10 protein-coding genes are annotated in these 23,528 nt (G+C 67.8%); 9 read left to right on the top strand and 1 reads right to left on the bottom strand.

Annotation, left to right across the window (positions count from 1 at the left end; genetic code table 11):
• The first annotated feature begins 25 nt into the window (after positions 1 to 25).
• Positions 26 to 1,285 carry a serine--tRNA ligase gene (serS, locus tag EGT67_RS24465; protein WP_127918714.1) on the top strand — a complete coding sequence of 420 codons (1,260 nt, stop codon included), beginning with the start codon at positions 26 to 28 and terminating at the stop codon, positions 1,283 to 1,285.
• 78 nt (positions 1,286 to 1,363) lie between these two features.
• Here serS and EGT67_RS24460 read toward each other — a convergent pair whose 3' ends face one another.
• A complete protein-coding gene (locus EGT67_RS24460; RefSeq protein WP_127918713.1) occupies positions 1,364 to 1,852 on the bottom strand; it encodes a PaaI family thioesterase in 489 nt (162 codons plus the stop codon).
• Positions 1,853 to 2,431: 579 nt separating this feature from the next.
• Here EGT67_RS24460 and EGT67_RS24455 point away from each other — a divergent pair.
• From EGT67_RS24455 to EGT67_RS24420, 8 genes are all read left to right on the top strand, one after another.
• Positions 2,432 to 5,608: a beta strand repeat-containing protein gene (locus EGT67_RS24455; protein WP_241566233.1), complete on the top strand. Its 3,177-nt coding sequence runs from the start codon at positions 2,432 to 2,434 to the stop codon at positions 5,606 to 5,608.
• A 271-nt stretch (positions 5,609 to 5,879) separates the two neighbouring features.
• Positions 5,880 to 8,807, top strand: a complete 2,928-nt coding sequence (locus tag EGT67_RS24450) for an Ig-like domain-containing protein (RefSeq protein ID WP_241566232.1) — start codon at positions 5,880 to 5,882, stop codon at positions 8,805 to 8,807.
• A 326-nt stretch (positions 8,808 to 9,133) separates the two neighbouring features.
• Complete coding sequence (locus tag EGT67_RS24445) at positions 9,134 to 13,354, top strand: beta strand repeat-containing protein (RefSeq protein WP_241566231.1); 4,221 nt, start codon at positions 9,134 to 9,136, stop codon at positions 13,352 to 13,354.
• 196 nt (positions 13,355 to 13,550) lie between these two features.
• Complete coding sequence (locus EGT67_RS24440; protein ID WP_127918710.1) at positions 13,551 to 15,887, top strand: Ig-like domain-containing protein; 2,337 nt, start codon at positions 13,551 to 13,553, stop codon at positions 15,885 to 15,887.
• Positions 15,888 to 15,948: 61 nt separating this feature from the next.
• The gene (locus EGT67_RS24435) at positions 15,949 to 17,955 is read left to right on the top strand and encodes an Ig-like domain-containing protein (RefSeq protein ID WP_241566230.1); all 2,007 of its coding nucleotides are present in this window, start codon (positions 15,949 to 15,951) and stop codon (positions 17,953 to 17,955) included.
• Between the two features lie 238 nt (positions 17,956 to 18,193).
• Complete coding sequence (locus EGT67_RS24430; protein ID WP_127918708.1) at positions 18,194 to 19,447, top strand: Ig-like domain-containing protein; 1,254 nt, start codon at positions 18,194 to 18,196, stop codon at positions 19,445 to 19,447.
• Between the two features lie 337 nt (positions 19,448 to 19,784).
• Complete coding sequence (locus EGT67_RS24425; protein WP_127918707.1) at positions 19,785 to 21,242, top strand: Ig-like domain-containing protein; 1,458 nt, start codon at positions 19,785 to 19,787, stop codon at positions 21,240 to 21,242.
• Positions 21,243 to 21,349: 107 nt separating this feature from the next.
• Complete coding sequence (locus EGT67_RS24420; RefSeq protein WP_127918706.1) at positions 21,350 to 23,380, top strand: Ig-like domain-containing protein; 2,031 nt, start codon at positions 21,350 to 21,352, stop codon at positions 23,378 to 23,380.
• The last annotated feature ends 148 nt before the right edge of the window (positions 23,381 to 23,528 follow it).

The following is a 23,528-nucleotide window of genomic DNA, read 5'->3' as shown; positions in this document are numbered from 1 at the left end:
GGGTCACCAAGTAGGGTTTGTGGTCGTGATTGACCTCAAGTTCCTTCGCGAGAACCCCGACGCCGTCCGCACCTCGCAGCGCACCCGCGGCGAAGACCCCGGTCTGGTCGACGCGCTGCTCGAGGCCGACGCATCCCGCCGCGCCGCCATCCTGGCGGGTGACACGCTGCGCGCCGAGCAGAAGGCGTTCGGCAAGAAGGTGGGGCAGGCGTCCCCCGAGGAGCGCCCGGCGCTGCTCGAGGGATCGAAGGAACTGGCCCAGAAGGTCAAGGACGCCGAGGCCGCGCAGCACGAGGCGCAGGCCCGACTGGACGAGGCGCACCGCGCGATCTCGAACATCGTGCAGGACGGCGCCCCCGCCGGCGGCGAGGACGACTTCATCACCCTCGAGACGGTCGGTGAGATCCCGACGTTCGACTTCGAGCCCAAGGATCATCTCGAGCTGGGCGAATCGCTGGGGCTGATCGACATGGAGCGCGGCGCCAAGGTGTCGGGCTCGCGCTTCTACTTCCTCACCGGCTTCGGCGCGATGCTCCAGCTGGGCATGCTGCAGTTGGCGGCGCAGAAGGCGATGGCCAACGGGTTCACGATGATGATCCCGCCGGTGCTGGTGCGCCCCGAGGTCATGCAGGGCACCGGCTTCCTGGGCCAGCACTCCGACGAGGTGTACCACCTGGCCGACGACGACCTGTACCTCGTCGGCACCTCCGAGGTGCCGCTCGCGGGCTACCACTCGGGCGAGATCCTCGACCTGTCGAACGGCCCCAAGCGGTACGCGGGTTGGTCGTCGTGCTTCCGCCGCGAGGCCGGCAGCTACGGCAAGGACACCCGCGGCATCATCCGCGTCCACCAGTTCGACAAGGTGGAGATGTTCACCTACTGCAAGCCGGAGGACGCCGACGCCGAGCACCAGCGTCTGCTCGCGTGGGAGCGCGACATGCTGGACGCGATGGGGCTCTCGTACCGCGTCATCGACGTCGCCGGCGGCGACCTGGGGTCGTCCGCGGCCCGCAAGTTCGACTGCGAGGCCTGGGTTCCCACGCAGCAGGCGTACCGCGAGCTGACGTCGACGTCGAACTGCACCACGTACCAGGCGCGGCGCCTGAGCATCCGCTACCGCGACGAGAACGGCAAGCCGCAGACCGCCGCGACCCTCAACGGCACCCTCGCGACCACGCGCTGGCTCGTCGCGATCCTCGAGAACCACCAGCAGGCAGACGGTTCCGTCAAGGTCCCGGCCGCGCTGGTGCCGTTCGTCGGACGTGAGGTGCTGACCGCGCCGTAGTTCCGCCGTTCCAGAAGCTGAAGGGTCCCTTCGTGCGCTGACAGCGCGTGAAGGGACCCTTCAGCTTTCGTGGGGGGCTCAGCGCAGGATCAGGCAGGTGGTCGACGCCGTCGCCAGCAGCCGGTCCCGGTCGTCGCGGACCTCGGCCCGCGCGGTCGCCGTGGTGCGGCCGGTGTGCTCCGAAAAGCCGTGCACGCGAATGGATCCGTCGTTCGCCTTGATGCCGCGGATGTAGCGGACGGTGATGTCGAGGGTGGTGTAGCCGACGCCGGCGGGCAGGGTGCTCGACACCGAGAAGCCCATGGCGGTGTCGATCATCGTGGCGATGACGCCGCCGTGCACGCTGCCGACGGCGTTGTACTGCCACTCCTGTGGCTCCGCGGTGATCTCGACGAACCCCTCGCGCGCGTCGGTGACGCGGAACCCGAGGGTGCTCGCGGTCGGGTGGTGCGGGACGGTGCCGTCGACGAGTCCGCGGACGAACTCGAGGCCGCTGAGGTTCCGGTTGGCCTCCGCGATGGGGGCGGGGTCGTTCCAGGTGTAGGTGCGCTGGCGTTCGGTGGACACGCACCGGACGGTACCCGGGGTGGGGGAGCCTGCAAGGTTCGATCGGTCGGGCGCCGCTCCGGCGGCTCTCCATCGGACTGAAATGAATTTCATAATTCTGCCGCAGGCGAATCCGCCTCTCGGTCGTTTGTCGGGTGAGGTTCGCTCGAATTCGGAGTGTCCCGGTCCCGCCGCTTGCTGCCACCGGGTCGCCTGCGCCCCGTTTTCACGGAATTTCTCGGCGGTGGGGCTAATCCAAGGGTGAAAGTTCGGGGTGAGGTGCTCGCCGTGCGTCGAGACGGCCTTGAGACTCACATCGGTGCGATTAGTACAGGTAAGGACGCTGGACAGCTGTCCGACCTGGGCAATTGACCAGGATTGCGATGCTACCTGCGGGTAGCTTCCGGAAGCAGTCAGCAAACATTCAGCTACATATGGGCGTTTGATAGGCAAAAGCGATACACGGGCGTAATCCGCTCGTTATGGTGTCCAAACCTCTGCGGATTTCCCCTCCCCCCATCCGCAACTTCTTACAGGAAGTGGTGTATGCAAAATCCATTACTGAGGCGCTGTGCCGCCCCCATCACAGGCGCAGCGCTCGTGACCGGTGTGATGTTGGTCGGTGCCCCGGCCAACGCCGACACGACCGTCACCAACTTCAACAGCTCGTGTCAGGCCAAGTCGATCCTCACGGTCGACAAGACCGTGGGGGCCTCGATGACGGTCGATGCCCCTGCCTCGGTGGCTCCGGGTGAGACCTTCACCTACCGCATCAAGCCCAACGCCTCCTCGTATCCGAACTCGGACTCGGGTGCGACCACCACCAATCTCTCGCGGCTCAAGTACGACTTCGCGATTCCCGACAACGCGACGTTCGTGAGCGCGGCCGTCGTGCCGGGAACCGCAATCAACCTCGACAACGTCGCCCCGAACGTGCTGCGCGTCAGCGAGGCCGGTGTCGTCGACAACGTGGCCGGGCCTATCATCCGGCTCTCGGGCAACAACGAGGTGGTCGGCAACGGCAGTAACAACAGCACCAACAGCGAGGGCGGCATTCGTGTCCCCAAGGCGAAGAAGAACCTCGACGGGTCGACCAACTCGAACGGTGACAGCTGGTACCAACTCCCCGCCGTCGACATCACCGTGACGGCCGGCGCATCCGGTGTCATCCAGCCGAAGCTGCGTACCAACGGATCGGCCTCGTCCTACGGCAACGACCAGAACTTCAGCACCTCGCTGGCGCGAGCCTCGTTCCTCGGAGGCACACAGTGGGCGCCGACCCGGTGCATCGCGAGCGACAACAAGAGCGCGCCCAACGCGGGTGCCGGTCCGCTCGCGACGATCAACATCGTTGCCTCCCAGGTGTCGACCACGACGAACCTGACGGCTCCGACCACCGCGGAGACCGGTGCCCCGGTCACGCTGACGGCCAATGTCGCGCCCACCAACGCGACGGGCTCGGTCCAGTTCCAGGACAACGGCGCGAACATCGGTTCCCCGGTGGCGGTTGCGGGCGGCGCGGCCAGCCTGAACCACACCTTCACCTCGGCCGGTTCGCACTCGATCACGGCGGTGTTCACCGGTACGGGCAACTTCACCGGGTCCACGTCGTCGGCCCAGACCGTGACGGTGTCGGATCCGACGCCGGTCGACGTCGAGACGACGCTGGGCCTGGCGGTTCCGCAGAACGCAGAGACCGGCACGGCCGTCGACCTCACCGCTAACGTGACGCCGTCCAACGCGGCGGGCACGGTCCAGTTCAAGGACAACGGTGCCAACATCGGTACGCCGGTGACGGTGGCCGGCGGCGCGGCGACGCTGTCGCACACGTTCGCTGCCGCCGGTGCGCACTCGATCACCGCGGTGTTCACCGGCGCCCCCGGATTCACGGGTTCCACCGCCGGTGCGCAGACCGTGACCGTCACCGATCCTGTTGTGCCGGACGTGGAGACCACGACCACGGTGTCGGTGCCGGCGAACGCCGCGACCGGCGCCGACGTGACGCTGACCGCCAACGTCGCGCCGCAGAACGCGGCCGGCACGGTCCAGTTCACCGCCGACGGTGCCAACATCGGCGCCCCGGTGACGGTGACGAACGGTGTTGCCACGCTGCAGCACGCGTTCCAGACCGCAGGCGTTCACGCGATCGGTGCCGCCTTCACCGGTGACACCGGGTTCGCTTCGTCCACCGCCGCGCAGACCCAGAACGTCACTGTGACGGATCCGGATGTGGCGACCACGACGGCTCTCACGGTTCCGCAGAACGCGGAGACCGGCGCCTCGGTCGATCTGACGGCCAACGTGTCGCCGACCAATGCGGCCGGCGCGGTGCAGTTCCAGGATAACGGCGCCAACATCGGTGCCCCGGTGCAGGTGTCGAACGGTGTCGCCACGCTGTCGCATCAGTTCACGTCGGCCGGTTCGCACAGCATCACGGCCACCTTCACCGGTGGTTCCGGGTTTGCCGGTTCGACCGCGGGTGCGCAGACCGTGACCGTGACGGATCCTGTTGTGCCGGATACGCAGACCACGACGACGGTGTCGGCGCCTGCGGGTGCTGAGACGGGTGAGCAGGTGACCCTGTCGGCGGCGGTGGCTCCGGTTCCGGCCGGTGGCACGGTGCAGTTCAAGGTGGGCGGCAACGCGGTGGGCGCTCCGCTCGCCGTGGATGCGTCGGGTCATGCGAGCATGCCGTACGCGTTCAATGCGGCCGGTTCGTATGCGGTGTCGGCGGAGTTCTCGGGTGCGCCCGGGTTCACGGCGTCGACCGCTGCCGCGCAGAACGTCTCGGTGACCGATCCTGCGCCGCAGGATGTGGAAACGTCGCTGGCGCTGGGCGTCCAGGCCACCGCGGATACCGGTGACGACGTGGACCTGACGGCGACGGTGACCCCGGCGAACGCTCAGGGCACGGTTCAGTTCTCGATCAACGGTTCGCCTGTCGGCGCGGCCGTGCCGGTCTCGGGCGGGACCGCGACGCTGTCCCACCTGTTCGATGCGGCCGGTTCGTTCTCGGTGACGGCTGCCTTCACCGGCGGTGCCGGCTTCACCAATTCGGCTGCGGGTGCGCAGACGATCACGGTGACCGATCCGACTCCGGTGGACGCGGCAACCACGACGATCCTGAGCGTCCCCGGCAACGCGAAGACCGGTGAGGCACAGGATCTGGTGGCCACCGTCTACGACAACGGGACCGAGGAAGTCGTTCCGAGCGTCGGCTCCGTCGAGTTCTTCGACGGCGGTACCCCGATCGGAACCGCGCAGGTCGTGAACGGTGTCGCCACACTGAGCCACACGTTCACCACGGCGGCCACGCACACCATCACCGCGACATTCAGCGGCGCAACCGGATTCACCGGTTCCACCGCTGACGCGAAGCAGATCGTGGTGACGGTGCCGACTCCGGTCGACGTCGAGACCGCCACCGTCGTGACGGTGCCGGGCAACGCGACCGTCGGCACGTCGGTGCAGCTCTCGGCACAGGTGACCGGTGCGGGCAACGCGGCGGTGACCGGTACGGTCCAGTTCTTCGACGGGGTTACCCCGATCGGTGACGCCGTGCAGGTGATCAACGGCGTTGCGACGCTGAACCACACGTTCACCACGTCGGGCGCGCACAGCATCCGCGCGGAGTTCAGTGGCGGCCAGGGCGTTGCGGACTCGGCGTCGAGCGCGCAGACGGTCCAGGTCTCCGGCAACAACTCGGGCGGTGGCAGCTTGGGCAACCTGAGTGCGATCCTCCGGGATCTGCTGGGCGGCCTGAACTTCGGTTCGTAAGTAGCACCTGATGGACTGGGCGAGGTCCCGTCTCCTCACGGAGGCGGGGCCTCGCCCTGAGGTCGTTGTGGACGGATGCGGATGATGCTCCTCGCCGATGTCGTCGAAATCGGTAGCGAGAGCCTCTTCTGTGGAACCAATCACGTTGCCGACGAATGGCAATACGATCTGGCGATTGACCAGCAAGATGAATCTGCAACGTTCGTCGACGATCAGCGTCGGCACTTTCCACACTGCTGGGTCGGGGAAGCGTGTACCTGAGGAGGATTCAGTGGGATTGTCAGCCTTACGGCGGCTCGCCACACCCGTCATAGCGGGTGCGGCGGCGGTCGGACTGCTCGTCGCGGGCAGCGGCCCGGCCTTTGCGGCCGATCCGCCGCCGTCCAGCAACCAGGGCGCATCCGACAACGTCAAGTTCAAGAAGGAAGTGATCGGCAGCAACGTCCTCCATCGAGGCGATACGGTCACTTACAAGAGCACGATCTGGGTGGACAGCGGTGTCGAGCGCTACATTCCGAAGTTCCGGGACGTGCCACCCGCCGGATTCGCCCTCGTAGCTGGCAGCCCCAAGGTGACGTACCTGGGTGCCACGAACAAGGCCACGTTCACCAATGAATCGGATGGCGGCGTCAGCGCCAAGTGCAGCGGCAGCGGCTGCAACGCCTTCGGCAACGGCTTCATCGTCAAGAGCGGTCAGAACGTCACGCTGGAGGCCAGCTACCGGGTGCCGGACAACTTCGCGTTCGGAACCTACGACAGCGGCGTGCTGCTGGACGTGTGGGCATTCAACGGAAACCCCAAGGGTGCCAATCCCTTCAATGTCAACGTCCGGGTGGAGGAGCTCGCGACGACCACCACGCTGCAGGCGCCGGCGTCCGCGATGACGGGGCAGCCGGTGACCCTGACCGCGACGGTGAACCCGAGCAACGCGGCCGGCCAGGTGCAGTTCAAGGACGGCGCCGCGAACATCGGTTCGCCGGTGACTCCGGTGAACGGTGTCGCCACGCTTCCGCATGCGTTCGGCTCCGCCGGCGCCCACAGTGTCACCGCGGAGTTCATCCCTGGTGCCGGGTACTTCGGCTCGACGTCTGCCGCGCAGACCGTGACGGTCACTGATCCGGACGTGTCGACGACGCTCGCGGTGTCGGTGCCCGGTACGGCGACGACGGGTTCGTCGGTGGATCTGTCGGCGACGGTGTCTCCGTCGAACGCACAGGGTTCGGTCCAGTTCAAGGACAACGGCTCGAACATCGGTGCGCCGGTGACGGTCGCGAACGGTGCGGCGGTGCTGCCGCATTCGTTCGCCAGCGCGGGCGCGCACAGCATCACGGCCGAGTTCACCGGTGCTGCCGGCTTTACGAACTCGACCGCTGCCGCGCATGAGGTGACGGTCACTGATCCGGACGTGGCGACGTCGCTGACGGTTCAGGCGCCGGCAAGTGCCGAGACGGGCACGTCGGTGGATCTGACGGCGACGGTGTCGCCGGCGAACGCCGCGGGCACGGTGCAGTTCACGGACAACGGTGCTCCGATCGGTGCTCCGGTGACAGTGGCGAACGGTGTGGCCGTGCTGCCGCATTCGTTCGACAGCGCGGGTACGCACAGCATCGGTGCGTCGTTCACGGGTGCTGCCGGGTTCACGAACTCGACCGCTGCCGCGCATGACGTGACGGTCACTGATCCGGATGTCCAGACGTCGCTGACGGTTCAGGCGCCTGCTACTGCGGAGACGGGTGCTGAGGTGAGCCTGTCGGCTCAGGTTTCGCCCGCCAACGCTCAGGGTTCGGTGCAGTTTTCGGTGAACGGTGCCCCGGTGGGTGCCCCCGTCACGGTCGTCAACGGTGCTGCAAGCCTGCCGCACACGTTCGACGCTGCCGGCTCTTTCCAGGTGACGGCGGAGTTCACCGGTGCGGCCGGGTTCACGAACTCGTCGGCTGCCGCGCAGAGTGTCACGGTGACCGACCCGGACGTGGAGACGTCGCTGACGGTGTCGGTACCGGGCACGGCGACGACGGGCACGTCGGTGGATCTGACGGCGACCGTCGATCCGTCGAATGCCCAGGGCACCGTGCAGTTCACCGACAACGGTGCGCCGATCGGCAATCCAGTTGCGGTAGTGAACGGTGTCGCGACGCTGCCGCACGCGTTCACGGCCGCGGGTGAGCGCAGCATCGGTGCGTCGTTCACGGGTGGACCCGGTTTCACGGATTCGTCCGCGGGTACCAACGGTTCGATCACGGTGAGTGATCCGGTGCAGCAGACGGCACTGTCGGTGGCTGCGCCGGCAACGGCCGAGACCGGCCAGCAGGTGGACCTGTCGGCTACGGTCACGCCGTCGAATGCGCAGGGCACCGTCCAGTTCTCCGTCAACGGAGCACCGGTGGCCGCTCCGGTTGCGGTGTCGGCGGGTACGGCGACGCTGCCGTACGCGTTCGACGCGGCCGGATCGTTCGAGGTGACGGCCGAGTTCACTGGTGCAACCGGGTTCACGAACTCGACGGCATCGGGACAGACCGTCACGGTGACCGATCCGGTGATCCCGGATATCGCGACCTCGACGCTGATCGGTGTTCCGCCCACCGCGACGACCGGGGTGGAGACCACGCTGTCGGTGACGGTGAATGCGCAGTCCGCTACACCGACCGGCAGTGTCCAGTTCCAGGACAATGGATCTCCGATCGGCTCGGCGGTGGTTCTGGCCAACGGTTCCGGGTCGTTGGCGCACACGTTCTCCACGGTGGGGACGCATCAGATCACGGCGGTCTACACGCCGGACGCCGGTTTCGCCGGGTCCACGTCCACGCAGCGTCCGATCGTCGTGTCCGCGCCGAATCCGGTGGACGTGCCGTCGTCGGTCGTCATGACGTCGACTGCGTCGGCGCCGGCTGGCACGCCGTTCAAGCTGGCGGCCAAGGTGATCGGTGCCCCGGTGCTGCCGGGTACGGTGCAGTTCTACGACGGTGGTGTCGCGCTCGGTCAGCCGGTTCCGGTGGTGAACGGCATCGCCGAACTCGAGCACACGTTCGACCAGAGCGGGCCGCGTCAGATCCATGCGGTGTACTCCGGTGGCCCTGGTGTGCAGGGTTCGACGTCGGAGGTGCAGGTGCTCGATGTCGCCGAGACCGGCGGGCCGGCTTGTAACGGCTCAATGGGCAGCGGCTCGTTGTGCAGCCTGGGCGGACTCCGCTTCGGATCCTGACGTCTGACGAGTGAAACAGGCTGTGGCCCCCTGCCCGACGGTAGGGGGCCACAGCGCTTTCGTGTGGTCGGACCTGGCCAATCGGGTTCCATCTGGACGTTTGTCCGGTAGAGTTCGAGCCGCATTTCAGACGCGGAGTCGGGCTGCGGTTTGGTTGCAGGGGAATGGCATGGGCCCTGCAGCGCGCCCCGGACTCGATTCCTCCAGCGCAGTGTCCCAGGTCGAACCTGATCCGTTGAGTTGGCGACCGACGGTCGTCGTCGAGAGGGAAGTGCATGGTTGGCAGGGATCTACGCCGGATAGTCGGCGGAATAAGTGCTTTCGCAATGGCCGCGGGATTCGCGGCAACGGTGGGTGTCGGAGCGGCGGGTGCGGCGCCGGCGTCGGTGACCTGGAACGACGGCAACAGCAAGTTCACCCGAACGGTGAGCAACTCCACCCCCTCGGTGGGTGAGACCGTCACGGTGTCGACCAAGTTCGAGCGCACCGGCGGCGTGGTCGAGTACATCCAGGCGGTCAAGGATCTCCACCCGACCTGCCTGACGTATGTCAGCGGAAACACGGGCGGCCCGGAGATCGCCGCGGACTACACCCGCGTGACGGGGTCGTGGCCGGTGTACCCGAACATCAGTCCGAAGTCGCAGACCTTCGAATTCAACTACCTGGTGAACGCGAATTGTGCTCGCGCGACCCCGCTGATGACGACGATGCACTACGGGGGAAGCCTCGGTAGCGGCACGTACACAGACAAGGGTCCGACGATCACGGTCGCGAAGGACGCCACCACCACTACGTTGGCCGCGGTGCCGACTCCGGTCCTGACGGGGCAGTCGGTCACGCTGACCGCGACGGTGACCGGTGCCGCGCAGGGCAACACGGTGGAGTTCTACGACGGGACGACGAAGCTCGGCGAGAGCCAGATCAATGCGTCGGGTACCGGCACATTCGTGTGGACGCCGGCTACGGCGGGTGCGCGGAGCCTGTCGGCGAAGTTCGCGGGCACTGCCGTTGCGAATTCCTCGCAGTCGGCGGCTCAGAACGTACAGGTGAACGCCCCGGCCAACACGACTGTCGCGCTGTCGGTTCCGGGTACCGCGCTGACCGGCGCGCCGGTCACGCTGACGGCCAACGTCGCTCCGCAGAACGCGACCGGCACGGTGCAGTTCAAGGACAACGGAACGAACATCGGTTCGCCGGTGCCCGTGTCGAGCGGCCAGGCGACGCTGCAGCACACATTCACGACGTCCGGTGCACACAGCATCACCGCGGACTTCACGGCGGGCTCCGGTTTCGTGAACTCGTCGGCACCGGCCCAGACGGTGACCGTGAACGCCCCGACGTCGACGACGTTGCAGGCCCCCGCGTCGGCGACGACCGGTCAGCAGGTGACGCTCTCTGCGGGTGTCCAGCCGGCCGGTGCGGTCGGCACCGTGCAGTTCAAGGACAACGGCACCGCGATCGGTTCGCCGGTGGCTGTCGTCGCCGGCCAGGCGTCGCTACAGCACACGTTCGCTGCTGCGGGAGCGCACAGCATCACGGCAGAGTTCCTCGGTGGCGCCGGATTCGCTGGGTCCACGTCGGCCGCCCAGTCGGTCGCGGTTTCGGACCCTGACGTATCCACCTCGCTCGCACTGTCGGCGCCGGGTTCGGCGACGACCGGGTCGTCGGTGGATCTGACGGCGACGGTGTCGCCGGCGAACGCCGCGGGCACGGTGCAGTTCACGGACAACGGTGCTCCGATCGGTGCTCCGGTGACGGTGGCGAATGGTGTTGCGACTCTGCCTCACACGTTCACGGGTGCGGGTGCGCACAGCGTTGGTGCGTCGTTCACGGGTGCGGCTGGGTTCACGAACTCGACCGCTGCCGCGCACGACGTGACGGTCACTGATCCGGATGTGCAGACGTCGCTGTCGGTTCAGGCGCCGGCTGCTGCGGAGACGGGTGCTGAGGTGAGTCTGTCGGCTCAGGTTTCGCCCGCCAACGCCGCGGGTTCGGTGCAGTTCTCGGTGAACGGCAGCCCGGTTGGTGCTGCGGTTGCGGTGTCGAATGGTGTGGCGGGCTTGCCGTACACGTTCAATGCTGCCGGTTCCTTCCAGGTGACGGCTGAGTTCACCGGTGCCGCCGGGTTCACGAACGCTTCGGCTGCCGCGCAGAGCGTGACGGTCACCGATCCGGACGTCGCGACCTCGCTGACGGTTCAGGCACCGGGTTCGGCGACGACCGGGTCGTCGGTGGATCTGTCGGCGACGGTGTCTCCGTCGAACGCACAGGGTTCGGTCCAGTTCAAGGACAACGGCTCGAACATCGGTGCGCCGGTGGCGGTTGCGAACGGTGCGGCGGTGCTGCCGCATTCGTTCGCCAGCGCGGGCGCGCACAGCATCGCGGCCGAGTTCACCGGTGCGGCCGGGTTCACGAACTCGACCGCTGCCGCGCACGAGGTGATGGTCACTGATCCGGATGTGCAGACGTCGCTGTCGGTTCAGGCGCCGGCTGCTGCGGAGACGGGTGCTGAGGTGAGTCTGTCGGCTCAGGTTTCGCCTGCCAACGCCGCGGGTTCGGTGCAGTTCTCGGTGAACGGCAGCCCGGTTGGTGCTGCGGTTGCGGTGTCGAATGGTGTGGCGGGCTTGCCGTACACGTTCAATGCTGCCGGTTCGTTCGCGGTGACGGCTGAGTTCACCGGTGCTGCCGGGTTCACGAACTCGACTGCTGCGGCGCAGAACGTGACGGTCACTGATCCGGACGTGGGGACGTCGCTGTCGCTGACGGTTCCGTCGGCTGCCGAGACGGGTGCTGAGGTGAACCTGTCCGCCACGGTCAGCCCGGCGAATGCTCAGGGTTCGGTGCAGTTCTCGGTGAATGGCAGCCCGGTTGGTGCTGCGGTTGCGGTGTCGAATGGTGCTGCGGCCTTGCCGTACACGTTCAATGCGGCTGGTTCGTTCGCGGTGACGGCTGAGTTCACGGGTGCTGCCGGGTTCACGAACTCGACTGCTGCGGCGCAGAACGTGACGGTCACCGATCCGGACGTGGGGACGTCGCTGTCGCTGTCGGCGCCGGGTTCGGCGACGACGGGTTCGTCGGTGGATCTGACGGCGACGGTGTCGCCGGCGAACGCCGCGGGCACGGTGCAGTTCACGGACAACGGTGCTCCGATCGGTGCTCCGGTGACAGTGGCGAACGGTGTGGCCGTGCTGCCGCATTCGTTCGACAGCGCGGGTACGCACAGCATCGGTGCGTCGTTCACGGGTGCTGCCGGGTTCACGAACTCGACCGCTGCCGCGCATGACGTGACGGTCACTGATCCGGATGTCCAGACGTCGCTGACGGTTCAGGCGCCTGCTACTGCGGAGACGGGTGCTGAGGTGAGCCTGTCGGCTCAGGTTTCGCCCGCCAACGCTCAGGGTTCGGTGCAGTTTTCGGTGAACGGTGCCCCGGTGGGTGCCCCCGTCACGGTCGTCAACGGTGCTGCAAGCCTGCCGCATACGTTCGACGCCGCCGGATCGTTCGCCGTCACTGCCACCTTCACGGGCGGCACCGGGTTCACGAACTCGACGGCCGCAGCGCAGAGTGTCACGGTCACCGATCCTGTTGTGCCGGATACGCAGACCACGACGACGGTGTCGGTGCCTGCGGGTGCTGAGACGGGTGAGCAGGTGACCCTGTCGGCGGCGGTGGCTCCGGTTCCGGCTGGTGGCACGGTGCAGTTCAAGGTTGGCGGTAATGCTGTGGGTGCGCCGGTGGGTGTGGATGCGTCGGGTCATGCGAGCATGCCGTACGCGTTCAATGCGGCCGGTTCGTATGCGGTGTCGGCGGAGTTCTCGGGTGCGCCCGGGTTCACGGCGTCGACCGCTGCCGCGCAGAACGTCTCGGTGACCGATCCTGCGCCGCAGGATGTGGAAACGTCGCTGTCGCTGGGCGTTCCGGCCACCGCGACGAGCGGAGCCGAGACGGCCCTCTCGGCGACGGTGCAGGCGCAGTCCGGCACGGCGGTGCCGACGGGCACCGTGCAGTTCCAGGACAACGGGGCGGCGATCGGTAACCCGGTTCCGCTGCTGAACGGGTCTGCGACGCTGGCCCACACGTTCACCACGGTGGGCACGCACTCGATCACCGCGGTGTACACCGCGGACGCCGGGTTCGTCGGATCCACCTCGACGCAGCACCAGATCGTGGTGTCCGCGCCGAACCCGACCGACGCACAGTCGTCGGTGGCCATCACCTCGGCGACGTCCGCGTCGGCCGGCACGCCGTTCAAGCTGAAGGCCAGCGTGACGGGTGCGCCGACACTGCCGGGCACGGTGCAGTTCTACGACGGTGGTGTCGCGCTCGGCCAGCCGGTTCCGGTGGTGAACGGGATCGCCGAACTCGAGCACACGTTCGACCAGACGGGCCCGCGTCAGATTCACGCGGTGTACTCCGGTGGCCAGGGTGTGCAGGGTTCGACGTCGCAGGTGCAGGTGCTCGACGTCGCCGAGTCCGGTGGCGGCACGGATGGTGCAGGCTCGCTGGGGTCGTTGGGCAGCCTGAGCGGATTCCGATTCGGCTTCTGAGTGGTGATCGGCTGATCTGAATCGCGTGGCCCCCTGTCGTTCTGCGACAGGGGGCCACACGCATTTCGACATTTACAAGATCGACTGAACATTTGTCCAGCGAAACTGGTACACGTTCCAATTCGGCCGTCTATCGTCTCTGACTTGGGAGTTCGACGTCCGCGGGCGCCCATCATTCGTTTGTTTCAGGAGACCGATGAGTTCCTCTTTATCGAGGCGCTGCGCGGCAGCCCTCACAGGCGCCACCGTGGTGTCCGCTTCCTTGCTCCTCGCCACGCCGGCGAGTGCTGCACAGTCCACAGTCGACTTCACCACGACATGCCGTGCGTCGGCGACGATCAACGTCACCAAGACGCCGGCCGCTTCGGTTACCGTCGACGCCCCTGCGACCGTGGCTCCGGGTGAGCAGTTCACCTTCAGGATGCAGACGAATGCGCAGTCGTACCCGAACTCCGATTCGGGGGCGACCACGACCAATCTGTCGCGGCTCAAGAACGACTTCGAGATCCCCTCGAACGCCACGTTCGTCGGGGCGACGATCGTTCCGGGGTCCGGGATCAACCTCGGCGGTGTCGCGCCGAGCGTGATCCGCGTCAACGACAACGGAATCGCCGACCCCAACGGCACAATCCTCCGCATCTCCGGCAACAACGAGGTCATCGGCAACGGTGCGAACAACAGCGGCAGCAGCGAGGGCGGCATCGTGGCGCCCAAGCTGAAACTGAATATCGACGGCAGCGGCAACGGCAACGGGGATTCGTGGTTCCGTCTGCCGGCGATTGACGTGACGATGGTGGCCGGTCAGTCCGGGACCATTCAGCCCAAGATTCGTACCAGCGGCGATGCCGGCAGCTTCAACAACGACAAGAACTTCAGCACCCAGCTCGCCAAGGCATCGCTGTTCGGCACCCAGTGGGCGCCGACGCGCTGCAGCCCGCGCAACTCCGAAGGCGCTGCGCTCAATGCCGGTGCCGGACCGCTCGCGACCATCCGCATCTCGGCGCCGGACGCGACGACCACCACCACGCTGTCCGTCCCGCCGAGTGCGGCGACGGGTGCCCCGGTGCAGCTCACCGCGACGGTGTCGCCGGCCGAGGCGTCGGGCACGGTGCAGTTCAAGGACAACGGCACGAACATCGGCGCCGCGGTTCCCGTGAACAACGGGTCGGCGAGCCTGTCGTACGCATTCGCGACGACCGGCGCGCACAGCATCACCGCGGTCTATTCGGGAGCGACCGGCTTCGCGACCTCGACGTCCGCGGCGCAGACCGTGACGGTCACCCCGCCGGCCGCCGCAACCACCACGTCGATCACCGTGCCGCCTACGGCGACCACCGGTCTCGCGGTGGATCTCGTCGCGGCCGTCAATCCCGCGGGTGCCACCGGCACGGTGCAGTTCAAGGACGGCGGCGCGAATCTCGGGACGCCGGTCCGGGTCAACGGCGGCGTCGCGACCCTCTCGCAGGCCTTCACGACGACCGGTGCGCACAGCATCACCGCGGAGTTCACGGGTGACGCCGGGTTCGCGGCGTCGGCGTCGGGTGCCCGCGTGGTGACGGTCTCGGAGCCGATGCCGGACGCCGTCGCGACCACTACCGCGGTCACCGCACCCGCCTCCGCGGAGGTCGGCACGGCCGTCACGATCTCGGCCTCCGTGTCGCCGAAGCCCGTCGACGGCACCGTGCAGTTCCGCGACGGTGCGACGAACCTCGGTTCGCCGGTTCTGCTGTCGGACGGCACCGCGAGCATCACGCACACGTTCACCAAGGGCGGATCGCATTCGATCACCGCGGTCTACAGCGGTGGCGTGGGTTCGCTCGGCTCGACTGCTGCTCCGGTCACCGTGGCGGTGACGGCGTCGAACATCGGCACCGTCACGATGCTCAACGCGCCCGGTGAGGCGAAGAGCGGTGCGCCCGTGGATCTGTGGGCCAGCGTCTTCGATCTGGTGGACGGCGCTCAGGTGCCGAACGGCGGCACGGTGCAGTTCCGCGACGGTGGGACGCCGATCGGGAACCCCGTTCCCGTCGCCGGTGGCGTCGCGAAGCTGACCCACACCTTCGCCACCACGGGATCGCACTCGATCACGGCCGTCTACAGCGGCGCCGGTGCCTACTCGGGCTCGACCACGGATGCCCAGAACATCAACGTGACCGTCGCGTCGGTCGTGGATCTCTCGACGGCGACCGAGCTGGGACTCCCGGCCGGCGGCACCGTCGGACAGCCCGTGACCATCTCGGCCCGTGTCGTCGCCTCGCAAACGCCGCACGGCACCGTGCAGTTCTTCGACGGTGACAAGCCGCTCGGCGAGGCCGTGCAGTTGGTCGACGGCCAGGCGAGCCTCACGCACACGTTCACCGGCACCGGATCCCACTCCATCACCGCGAAGTACAGCGGTGCAGCGGGATTCACGGCGTCGACCTCGGTTTCGGGGACGCTCGTGATCTCCGAGACCGGCGGTGGTCTGCCCGGCGTCGACACCGGTAGCCTCTCGCTCGGTTCGCTGAGCGGAGTGGGCAATGCGACAGCGTGATTCGAAGGCAACGACGGTGAGAGAACGAGAGAACGGTATGACGGGTAAGACGACACGGCGAATGACCGCCGCGGCAGGCGTGGCCGCCCTTTCAGCCACCCTCGTCGGAGCATTCGGCGCGGGTACGGCCGGAGCGGCGCCGGGTTCGGTGACGTGGGACGACGGCAACAGCCGATACACGCGGACGGTGTCGAACACGACGCCGAACGAGGGCGACATCGTGACGGTGTCGACGAAGTTCGAGCGGACCGGGACTCCGGTGGAGTACATCTACGCGGTCAAGGATCTGCATCCGACCTGCATGACGTACGTGGACGGGTCGGCGAAGGTGGACGGCACTGCACGTCAGTTGGAGAGCCAGGGAGCCGATTTCGCGCGGATCCAGGGTTCGAGCATCGATTGGCCGGTGTACCCGAACATCAACCCGAAGTCGCACACGTTCGAGTTCTCGTACCGGGTCGGCGCGGACTGTGCTCGGGGCGTTGCACTGCCGACGACGATGCACTACAGCGGCTCGCTCGGTGACGGCACGTACTCGGACAAGGGTCCTGCACTCACGGTGAGCAAGAACGTGTCGTCGACGTCGCTGGCGGCGGTGTCGGGCGCGCAGGTCGGTAGGTCGCTGACGCTGAGCGCAACCGTGACCGGTGGCGCGCAGGGTGACCCGGTCGACTTCTTCGACGGGGCCGCGAAGATCGGTTCCGGCACGCTGAACGACTCGGGCGTGGCGACGTTCGCATGGACGCCGTCGACTGCCGGTGCGCGGTCGCTGAAGGCCAAGTTCGCGGGCACGGTGTTCGCGAACGGATCCGAGTCGGCGGTGCAGTCGGTGCAGGTGGCTGCGGCGGACGTGGTCACCACCACGACGCTGCAGGTGCCGGCGACGGCGTTCACCGGAGCGCCGGTGAACCTGTCCGCGACGGTGGCGCCGAACAACGCGTCGGGCACCGTGCAGTTCCGGGACGGCAACGCGAACATCGGTGCCCCGGTGCCGGTCTCGGGCGGCGTCGCCCAGCTGTCGCACACGTTCACCGCGGCGGGCTCGCACCCGGTCACGGCCGTGTTCACCGGTGCAGGTTTCGTCTCCTCGACGTCCGCACCGGCGACGGTCTCGGTGACCGTCCCGGACCGGGCGACCACCACGACCCTCACCGTGCCCTCGTCGGCGCAGACGGGTGCATCGGTGACCCTCTCGGCGTCGGTCAGCCCGACGCCGGCCGGTGGCACGGTGCAGTTCAAGGACGGCGTCACCGCGCTCGGTGCGCCGGTCGCGATCGTGAACGGCACCGCCGCCCTGGAGCACACGTTCACGTCCGTCGGTAACCACGCCATCACCGCGGTCTACTCGGGTGCTGCGGGATTCGAGCCGTCGACCTCGTCGGCCGGTTCGGTGTCCGTCACCGACCCCGTGACGACGCCGCGCGGCACGGTCACGATGCTCAGCGTGCCGGGCGAGGCCAAGACCGGTGCGGCCACCGATCTGTGGGTGACCGTCCGGACCTCCGCGGGTGATCCCGTCGACGGCGGGACCGTCCAGTTCCGCGACGGCGGTACCGACCTCGGTTCTCCGGTCGCGGTGACCGGCGGTGCCGCACGTCTGTCGCACACGTTCACCACGGCGGGCGCGCACTCGATCTCGGCGGTGTTCTCCGGCGTTCCCGCCCTCGACGGTTCCACCGCGGTCGCGCGGATCGTGAACGTCACGGTGCCGGCGTCCACCGACGCGGACACCGCGACGGCGCTGACGGTCCCGGCCTCGGCCACGGCCGGCAGCACGGTGAAGCTGTGGGCATCGGTGGTGTCGTCCGGCGCGGTCAGCGGGACGGTGCAGTTCTTCGACGGTGACACGCCGATCGGGGAGGCCGTCGCACTGGTCGACGGCACCGCGACCCTGGACCACGCCTTCGCGTCGTCCGGTGTCCACCGGATCACCGCGGTGTACTCGGGAGCGGCCGGACTGAAGGGCTCGTCCTCGGACGTCCGGACCATCGACATCACCACGACCGGAACCAATCCGGGTGGCACGCCCGGGACCGGTAGCCTCGCCGGGCTTCCGTTCGGCTCCTAGTCGATCGGGGGTGGTCGCTTTGAGCGGCCACCCCCAATCGGGCTGTAACGAAAACTCTCCGATATTGGACGTTTGTTCTATAAAGTCGGAAGCTGTTCTGCGCGCGGATGTCTTTGCACGCCGAACACAGTCGAACGTTCGGGGTCGGGCCGGCGGTCGACACAGGATGCACATGCATGTACTGCGCCGCGTCGGTGGAATTCCCGCCCGGGGCGCGAACGCTCTGGAAGGAGTCGGAATGGCCCGATCGGTCATGCGGCGAACTGTCTCGAAGGTGCTCGTCGGCGCGATGGCGGTAGCCGCGCTCGGGGCCGGACAGGTCGCATTCGGTAGCGGTGCCGCCTCCGCGGCGCCCGTGTCGGAGACTGTCACCACCTCGAACATCAAGGCGACCAAGACGATCGACAATCCCAACCCGTTCCCGGGTGACACGGTGACGTCGACGGTCGTGATCGAATTGGATGGCGGAGTCGACCGCTACCTCCGGGACTACACCGACTACCCGCCCGCGGGCTACCAGTTGCTGGAAGCCAAGGCGAACGTGTGGCGCGGCGGACCGCTCATCGGTAACTGGAACAACCCGGCCCAGTACGACGGCCCCGGCACGCAGGATCCGGTCTCCGGTGCGGTGAAGCTGTGGTGGACCGATCACGGAACCGCGATGGGCGCTGCCGGCAGAATGGCTGTCATCAACAAGGGCGCCACGCTGACCTTCAAGTACAAGGTCCCCTCGACCGCTCAGCCCGGTCCGCGTGAGACGGGCATGTCCTTCAACGTCGAGACCTTCGGCAGCACGCAGACCTGGAACCCGCTGACCGGCCTCAACCTGTCGGTTCAGCGTCCGCCTACGGCGACGAATACCACGGTGACCGTCCCGCCGAGCGCGAAGACGGGACAGCCCGTTCAGCTCTCGGCGTCGGTGACCCCGGGGGACGCCACCGGCACGGTGCAGTTCATGGACGGATCGACCCCCATCGGCGCGCCGGTCCAGGTGGTCAACGGTGCCGCGTCGCTGCCGTACACCTTCACCGCGGCGGGCCCGCATGCGATCACGGCGGCCTTCTTCGGTAGCGGCGGCTTCATCAACTCCAGTTCCCCCGGAGCGATCGTCGACGTGTCGGTCCCGACCCCGGACGACGTCAACTCCGCGACCATCATGACCGCGCCGCAGACCGCGACGGTCGGCACGTCCGTGCGCCTGTCCGCGCAGATTTCGGCCAACGGTGCGCAGCTGCCCGGCACGGTGCAGTTCTACGACGCCGGCAACCCGATCGGGCCGCGCATCGCGGTCGGAAACGGTGCCGTCGCGATCGACCACACCTTCACCGTTGCCGGCCCGCACCAGATCAGCGTCGCCTACACCGGTGGTCAGGGCGTGAACGGTTCGGCTTCGCTGCCGCAGACCATTCAGGTCGCCGATGCTCCGACGCAGCCGGGTGGCACCGGTAGCCTGGGCAGCCTCGGCGGCGGCTTCGGCAGCCTCGGCGGCTGACACTTCAGCTACGAACTCTGATCGACTCGGGGCCCCTCGCGCACAGCGCGAGGGGCCCCGTTCGGTGTATTCACCGATTCGGCACAGACCTGGACGTACGTCCGATACAGTGAGGCGCGTTTCTATCGGCACATCGGTGCCGAAGGGAACGAGCCGGGTGTGCGGAGTCGGGCCGAAACCTGGGCGGCAGTAGACGCGGTTCCGACGACACCTGGTGCGGATCCGCGGCGACCGTGCTCTGAAGGGAGTCGGAGAATGGCCCGATCCACGCGCGAAGTCATGCAGGGCTGCAACTCCCGTCGGGCATCCATCGAGGTTCGTCGTCGAGAGGAAATGCATGTCTGACAGGAACATCCGCCGCGTCGTGGGCGGCCTGAGCGCCTTCGCGGTGGCAGCCGGATTCGCGGTCACTGCGGGACTCGGTTCGGCGAACGCGGCGCCCGGCTCCGTGACGTGGGACGACGGGAACAGCCGGTTCACGCGGACGGTGTCGAACACGACGCCGAACGAGGGCGACATCGTGACGGTGTCGACGAAGTTCGAGCGGACCGGGATTCCGGTGGAGTACATCTACGCGGTCAAGGATCTGCATCCGGCGTGCATGACGTACGTGGACGGGTCGGCGAAGGTGGACGGGTCGCCGCGTGGACTCGAGAGCATGGCGGCCGACTGGGTTCGGGTCGAGGGCTCGGCGATCGACTGGCCGGTGTATCCGAACATCAACCCGAAGTCGCGCACGTTCGAGTTCTCGTACCGGGTGGGTGCGAACTGTGAGCGTGGTGTGCCGTTGATGACGACCATGCACTACGGCGGTTCACTCGGAAGTGGCACGTACTCGAACAAGGGCCCGGCGATCACCGTCTCCAAGAACACGACGACGACGTCGCTCGCGCAGGTCACCGGCGCCCAGGTGGGGCAGGCCACCACCCTCGCCGCGACCGTGACCGGCGGCGCGCAGGGCGACACCGTCGAGTTCTTCGACGGTGGCAACCGGATCGGAACCGGCACCCTCAACGCGAACGGCACCGCAACCTATGCCTGGACGCCGGACTCGCGTGGCGCGCACGAGCTGATGGCGCGCTTCCTCGGCACCGCGAAGGCCAACGGCTCGGACTCGGCGAAGCAGAACATCGACGTGCTCTCCTCGGACATCGTGTCGACCACGCAGCTCGCCCCCGTGTCGGGCGCTCGGGTCGGACAGTCGACGATCCTGAAGGCCATCGTGACCCCGGCGGCCGCCGCCGGTGGCACCGTCAAGTTCAAGGACGGCGGACAGGTGCTCGCGGAGGCCACGGTGAACGCCTCCGGCGAGGCCACCTACGCGTGGACCCCGATGACCGAGGGCAATCACTCGATCACGGTCGACTACTCCGGGCGCACCGGTGTCGCGGCGTCCACCGCGACCGCGACCGTGAGCGTCGCCCCGAAGCCGGTCCAGAACACCGACTCGACCACGAATCTCACCGTGGGCAGCGCTCAGGTCGGCGTGGCAAAGACGATCTCGGCACAGGTCACCGGCAGCGCCGGCGGCACCGTGACCTTCAAGGACGGGGACATCGTCATCGGCACCGCTGCCGTCGACGGCAGCGGCCGCGCATCGGTCAGTTGGACCCCGGCGGTCCAGGGGCAGCGCGTCATCCGGGCCGAGTACTCGGGCTCCGGCACGGTCAACGCCTCCGCCGACCAGGTGTCGGTGGCTGTCGCGCCGGCCTCGCCCGGTGGCGGTGACGGCGGTGACGGCGGCTCGGGTAGCGCCGGTTCGCTCGGCACGATGTTCGGCTCGCTCGGCGGCTGACGCTTCTTCGATTCACTTCCGGTTCGGGGTCCCCACCGGACCCCGAACCGGAAGATCCACTTCTCACCGTGTGACGACCGGCGAAGTCTGTCGTCGAGAGGAAGTCCATGTCTGACAGAAGATTTCGCCGGATCATCGGCGGTGTGGGTGCGGTAGCCGTCGCTGCGGGGTTCGTGGCGACAGTGGGTGTCGGTTCGGCCGGTGCGGCGTCGGGTTCGGTGACGTGGGACGACGGCAACAGCCGATACACGCGGACGGTGTCGAACACGACGCCGAACGAGGGCGACATCGTGACGGTGTCGACGAAGTTCGAGCGGACCGGGATTCCGGTGGAGTACATCTACGCGGTCAAGGATCTGCATCCCACCTGCATGACCTACGTGGACGGGTCGGCGAAGGTCGACGGGTCGCCGCGTGGGCTGCAGAGCCAGGCAGCCGATTACGCGCGGATCCAGGGTTCGAGCATCGATTGGCCGGTGTACCCGAACATCAACCCGAAGTCGCACACCTTCGAGTTCTCGTACCGGGTGGGTGCGGATTGCGATCGCGGCGTGCCGTTGATGACGACGATGCACTACAGCGGTTCGCTCGGCGACGGCACGTACTCGAACAAGGGTCCGGCGATCACCGTCGCCAAGAACGCCTCGTCGACGTCGTTGGCGGCGGTGTCGGGTGCGCAGGTCGGTAAGCCGGTGACGCTGAGCGCGACGGTGACCGGTGCGGCACAGGGTGATTCGGTCGACTTCTACGACGGCGGCGCGAAGGTCGGCTCGGGCGCGCTGAACGGTTCGGGTGCAGCGACGTTCACGTGGACGCCGTCGACTGCGGGTGCGCGGTCGGTGCAGGCGAAGTTCCCGGGTTCGGCGCGCGCCAACGGGTCGGATTCGACGGTGCAGTCGGTGCAGGTGGCGGCACCGGATGCGGCGACGTCGACCTCGGTGCAGGCGCCGGCCACTGCAACGGCCGGTGTGCCGGTGACCCTCACGGCGACGGTAGCCCCGGCGACCACGGCCGGCACGGTGCAGTTCAAGGACGGCACCGCGAACATCGGCGCGCCGGTGGCGGTGTCGAACGGTGTTGCGAGCCTGGACCACACGTTCACCGCGGCCGGTGGCCACGACATCACCGCCGTGTACTCCGGCGCGCCGGGCTTCAGCGGTTCCACGTCGTCGCCGGCCCAGACCGTGACGGTGCGCGACCCGGATGTCGCGACCACGACCACCCTGCAGGTGCCTCCCACCGCCGAACTGGGCGCGGCCGTGACGTTCACCGCGACGGTGGACCCGGCGACCGCGGCGGGCACGGTGCAGTTCAAGGACGGTGCCGGCGACATCGGTGCTCCGGTCACGGTGTCGAACGGCAAGGCGCAGTTGTCGCACACCTTCACGGTGGCGGGCAACCACAGCATCTCGGCGGTCTTCACCGGGAGCACCGGCTTCCTGGGGTCGACCGCTGCGGCGCGGAACGTGATCGCGACCAACCCGCCGACGCCGGATGTGCAGACCAGCACGGCGCTGACGGTTCAGCCGACGGCACAGACAGGCGCGACCGTGGCGTTGACCGCTTCGGTGACGCCGTCGAACGCGGCCGGCACGGTGCAGTTCGCGGACAACGGCACCGCCATCGGCGGACCGGTGACGGTGTCGAACGGTGCCGCGAGCCTGCAGCACGCGTTCACCACGGCGGGAAGCCACTCGATCACGGCGGTGTTCACCCCGGGCGCCGGCTTCGCCGGATCGTCGGCACCGGCTCAGTCGGTGCAGGTTTCGGACCCGGCCCCCAGTGACGTGGCGACCACCACCGAGCTGACCGGCCCGGGCACGGCGACCGTCGGACAGGTCGCGAGTCTCTCGGCCCGCGTCACCGGCGCCGCCCAGTTGACCGGAACGGTCCAGTTCTACGACGGCGAGACGCCCCTCGGTGCCGCAGTTCCGGTGATCAACGGTGTCGCGGTGCTGGACCACACGTTCGCCACGTCCGGCGCTCACGTGGTCAAGGCCGTCTACTCCGGCGGCGCCGGTTCCCTGGCGTCGACCTCCGCTCCGCAGACCGTCCAGGTGACGGTCGCCGGTGGCGGTGACGGCGGTACCGGCAGCGCCGGTTCGCTCGGCACGATGTTCGGGTCGCTGGGCGGCTGACCCCCTCGATTCACCTCCGGTCCGGGGCCCCTCCGGGCCTCGGACCGGAAGTCCTACTTCTCACCGTGTGACGACCGGCGAAGTCTGTCGTCGAGAGGAATGCCATGTCTGACAGAAGTATTCGCCGATTTGTCGGCGGAGTGAGTGC

The organism is Prescottella agglutinans (assembly GCF_004011865.1).
In the GTDB taxonomy this organism is placed as follows: Bacteria; Actinomycetota; Actinomycetes; order Mycobacteriales; family Mycobacteriaceae; genus Prescottella; species Prescottella agglutinans.
The sequence above is the reverse complement of the archived record's forward strand: the minus strand, read 5'-3'. Positions and strand labels throughout refer to the sequence as shown.

What these genes read in the sequence shown, in the direction of transcription:
- EGT67_RS24420 (WP_127918706.1), top strand. Translation starts at nt 21,350, where the DNA reads ATGTCTGACAGAAGATTTCGCCGGATCATCGGCGGTGTGGGTGCGGTA.
- EGT67_RS24425 (WP_127918707.1), top strand. Translation starts at nt 19,785, where the DNA reads ATGTCTGACAGGAACATCCGCCGCGTCGTGGGCGGCCTGAGCGCCTTC.
- EGT67_RS24440 (WP_127918710.1), top strand. Translation starts at nt 13,551, where the DNA reads ATGAGTTCCTCTTTATCGAGGCGCTGCGCGGCAGCCCTCACAGGCGCC.
- EGT67_RS24430 (WP_127918708.1), top strand. Translation starts at nt 18,194, where the DNA reads ATGGCCCGATCGGTCATGCGGCGAACTGTCTCGAAGGTGCTCGTCGGC.
- EGT67_RS24435 (WP_241566230.1), top strand. Translation starts at nt 15,949, where the DNA reads ATGACCGCCGCGGCAGGCGTGGCCGCCCTTTCAGCCACCCTCGTCGGA.
- EGT67_RS24445 (WP_241566231.1), top strand. Translation starts at nt 9,134, where the DNA reads ATGGCCGCGGGATTCGCGGCAACGGTGGGTGTCGGAGCGGCGGGTGCG.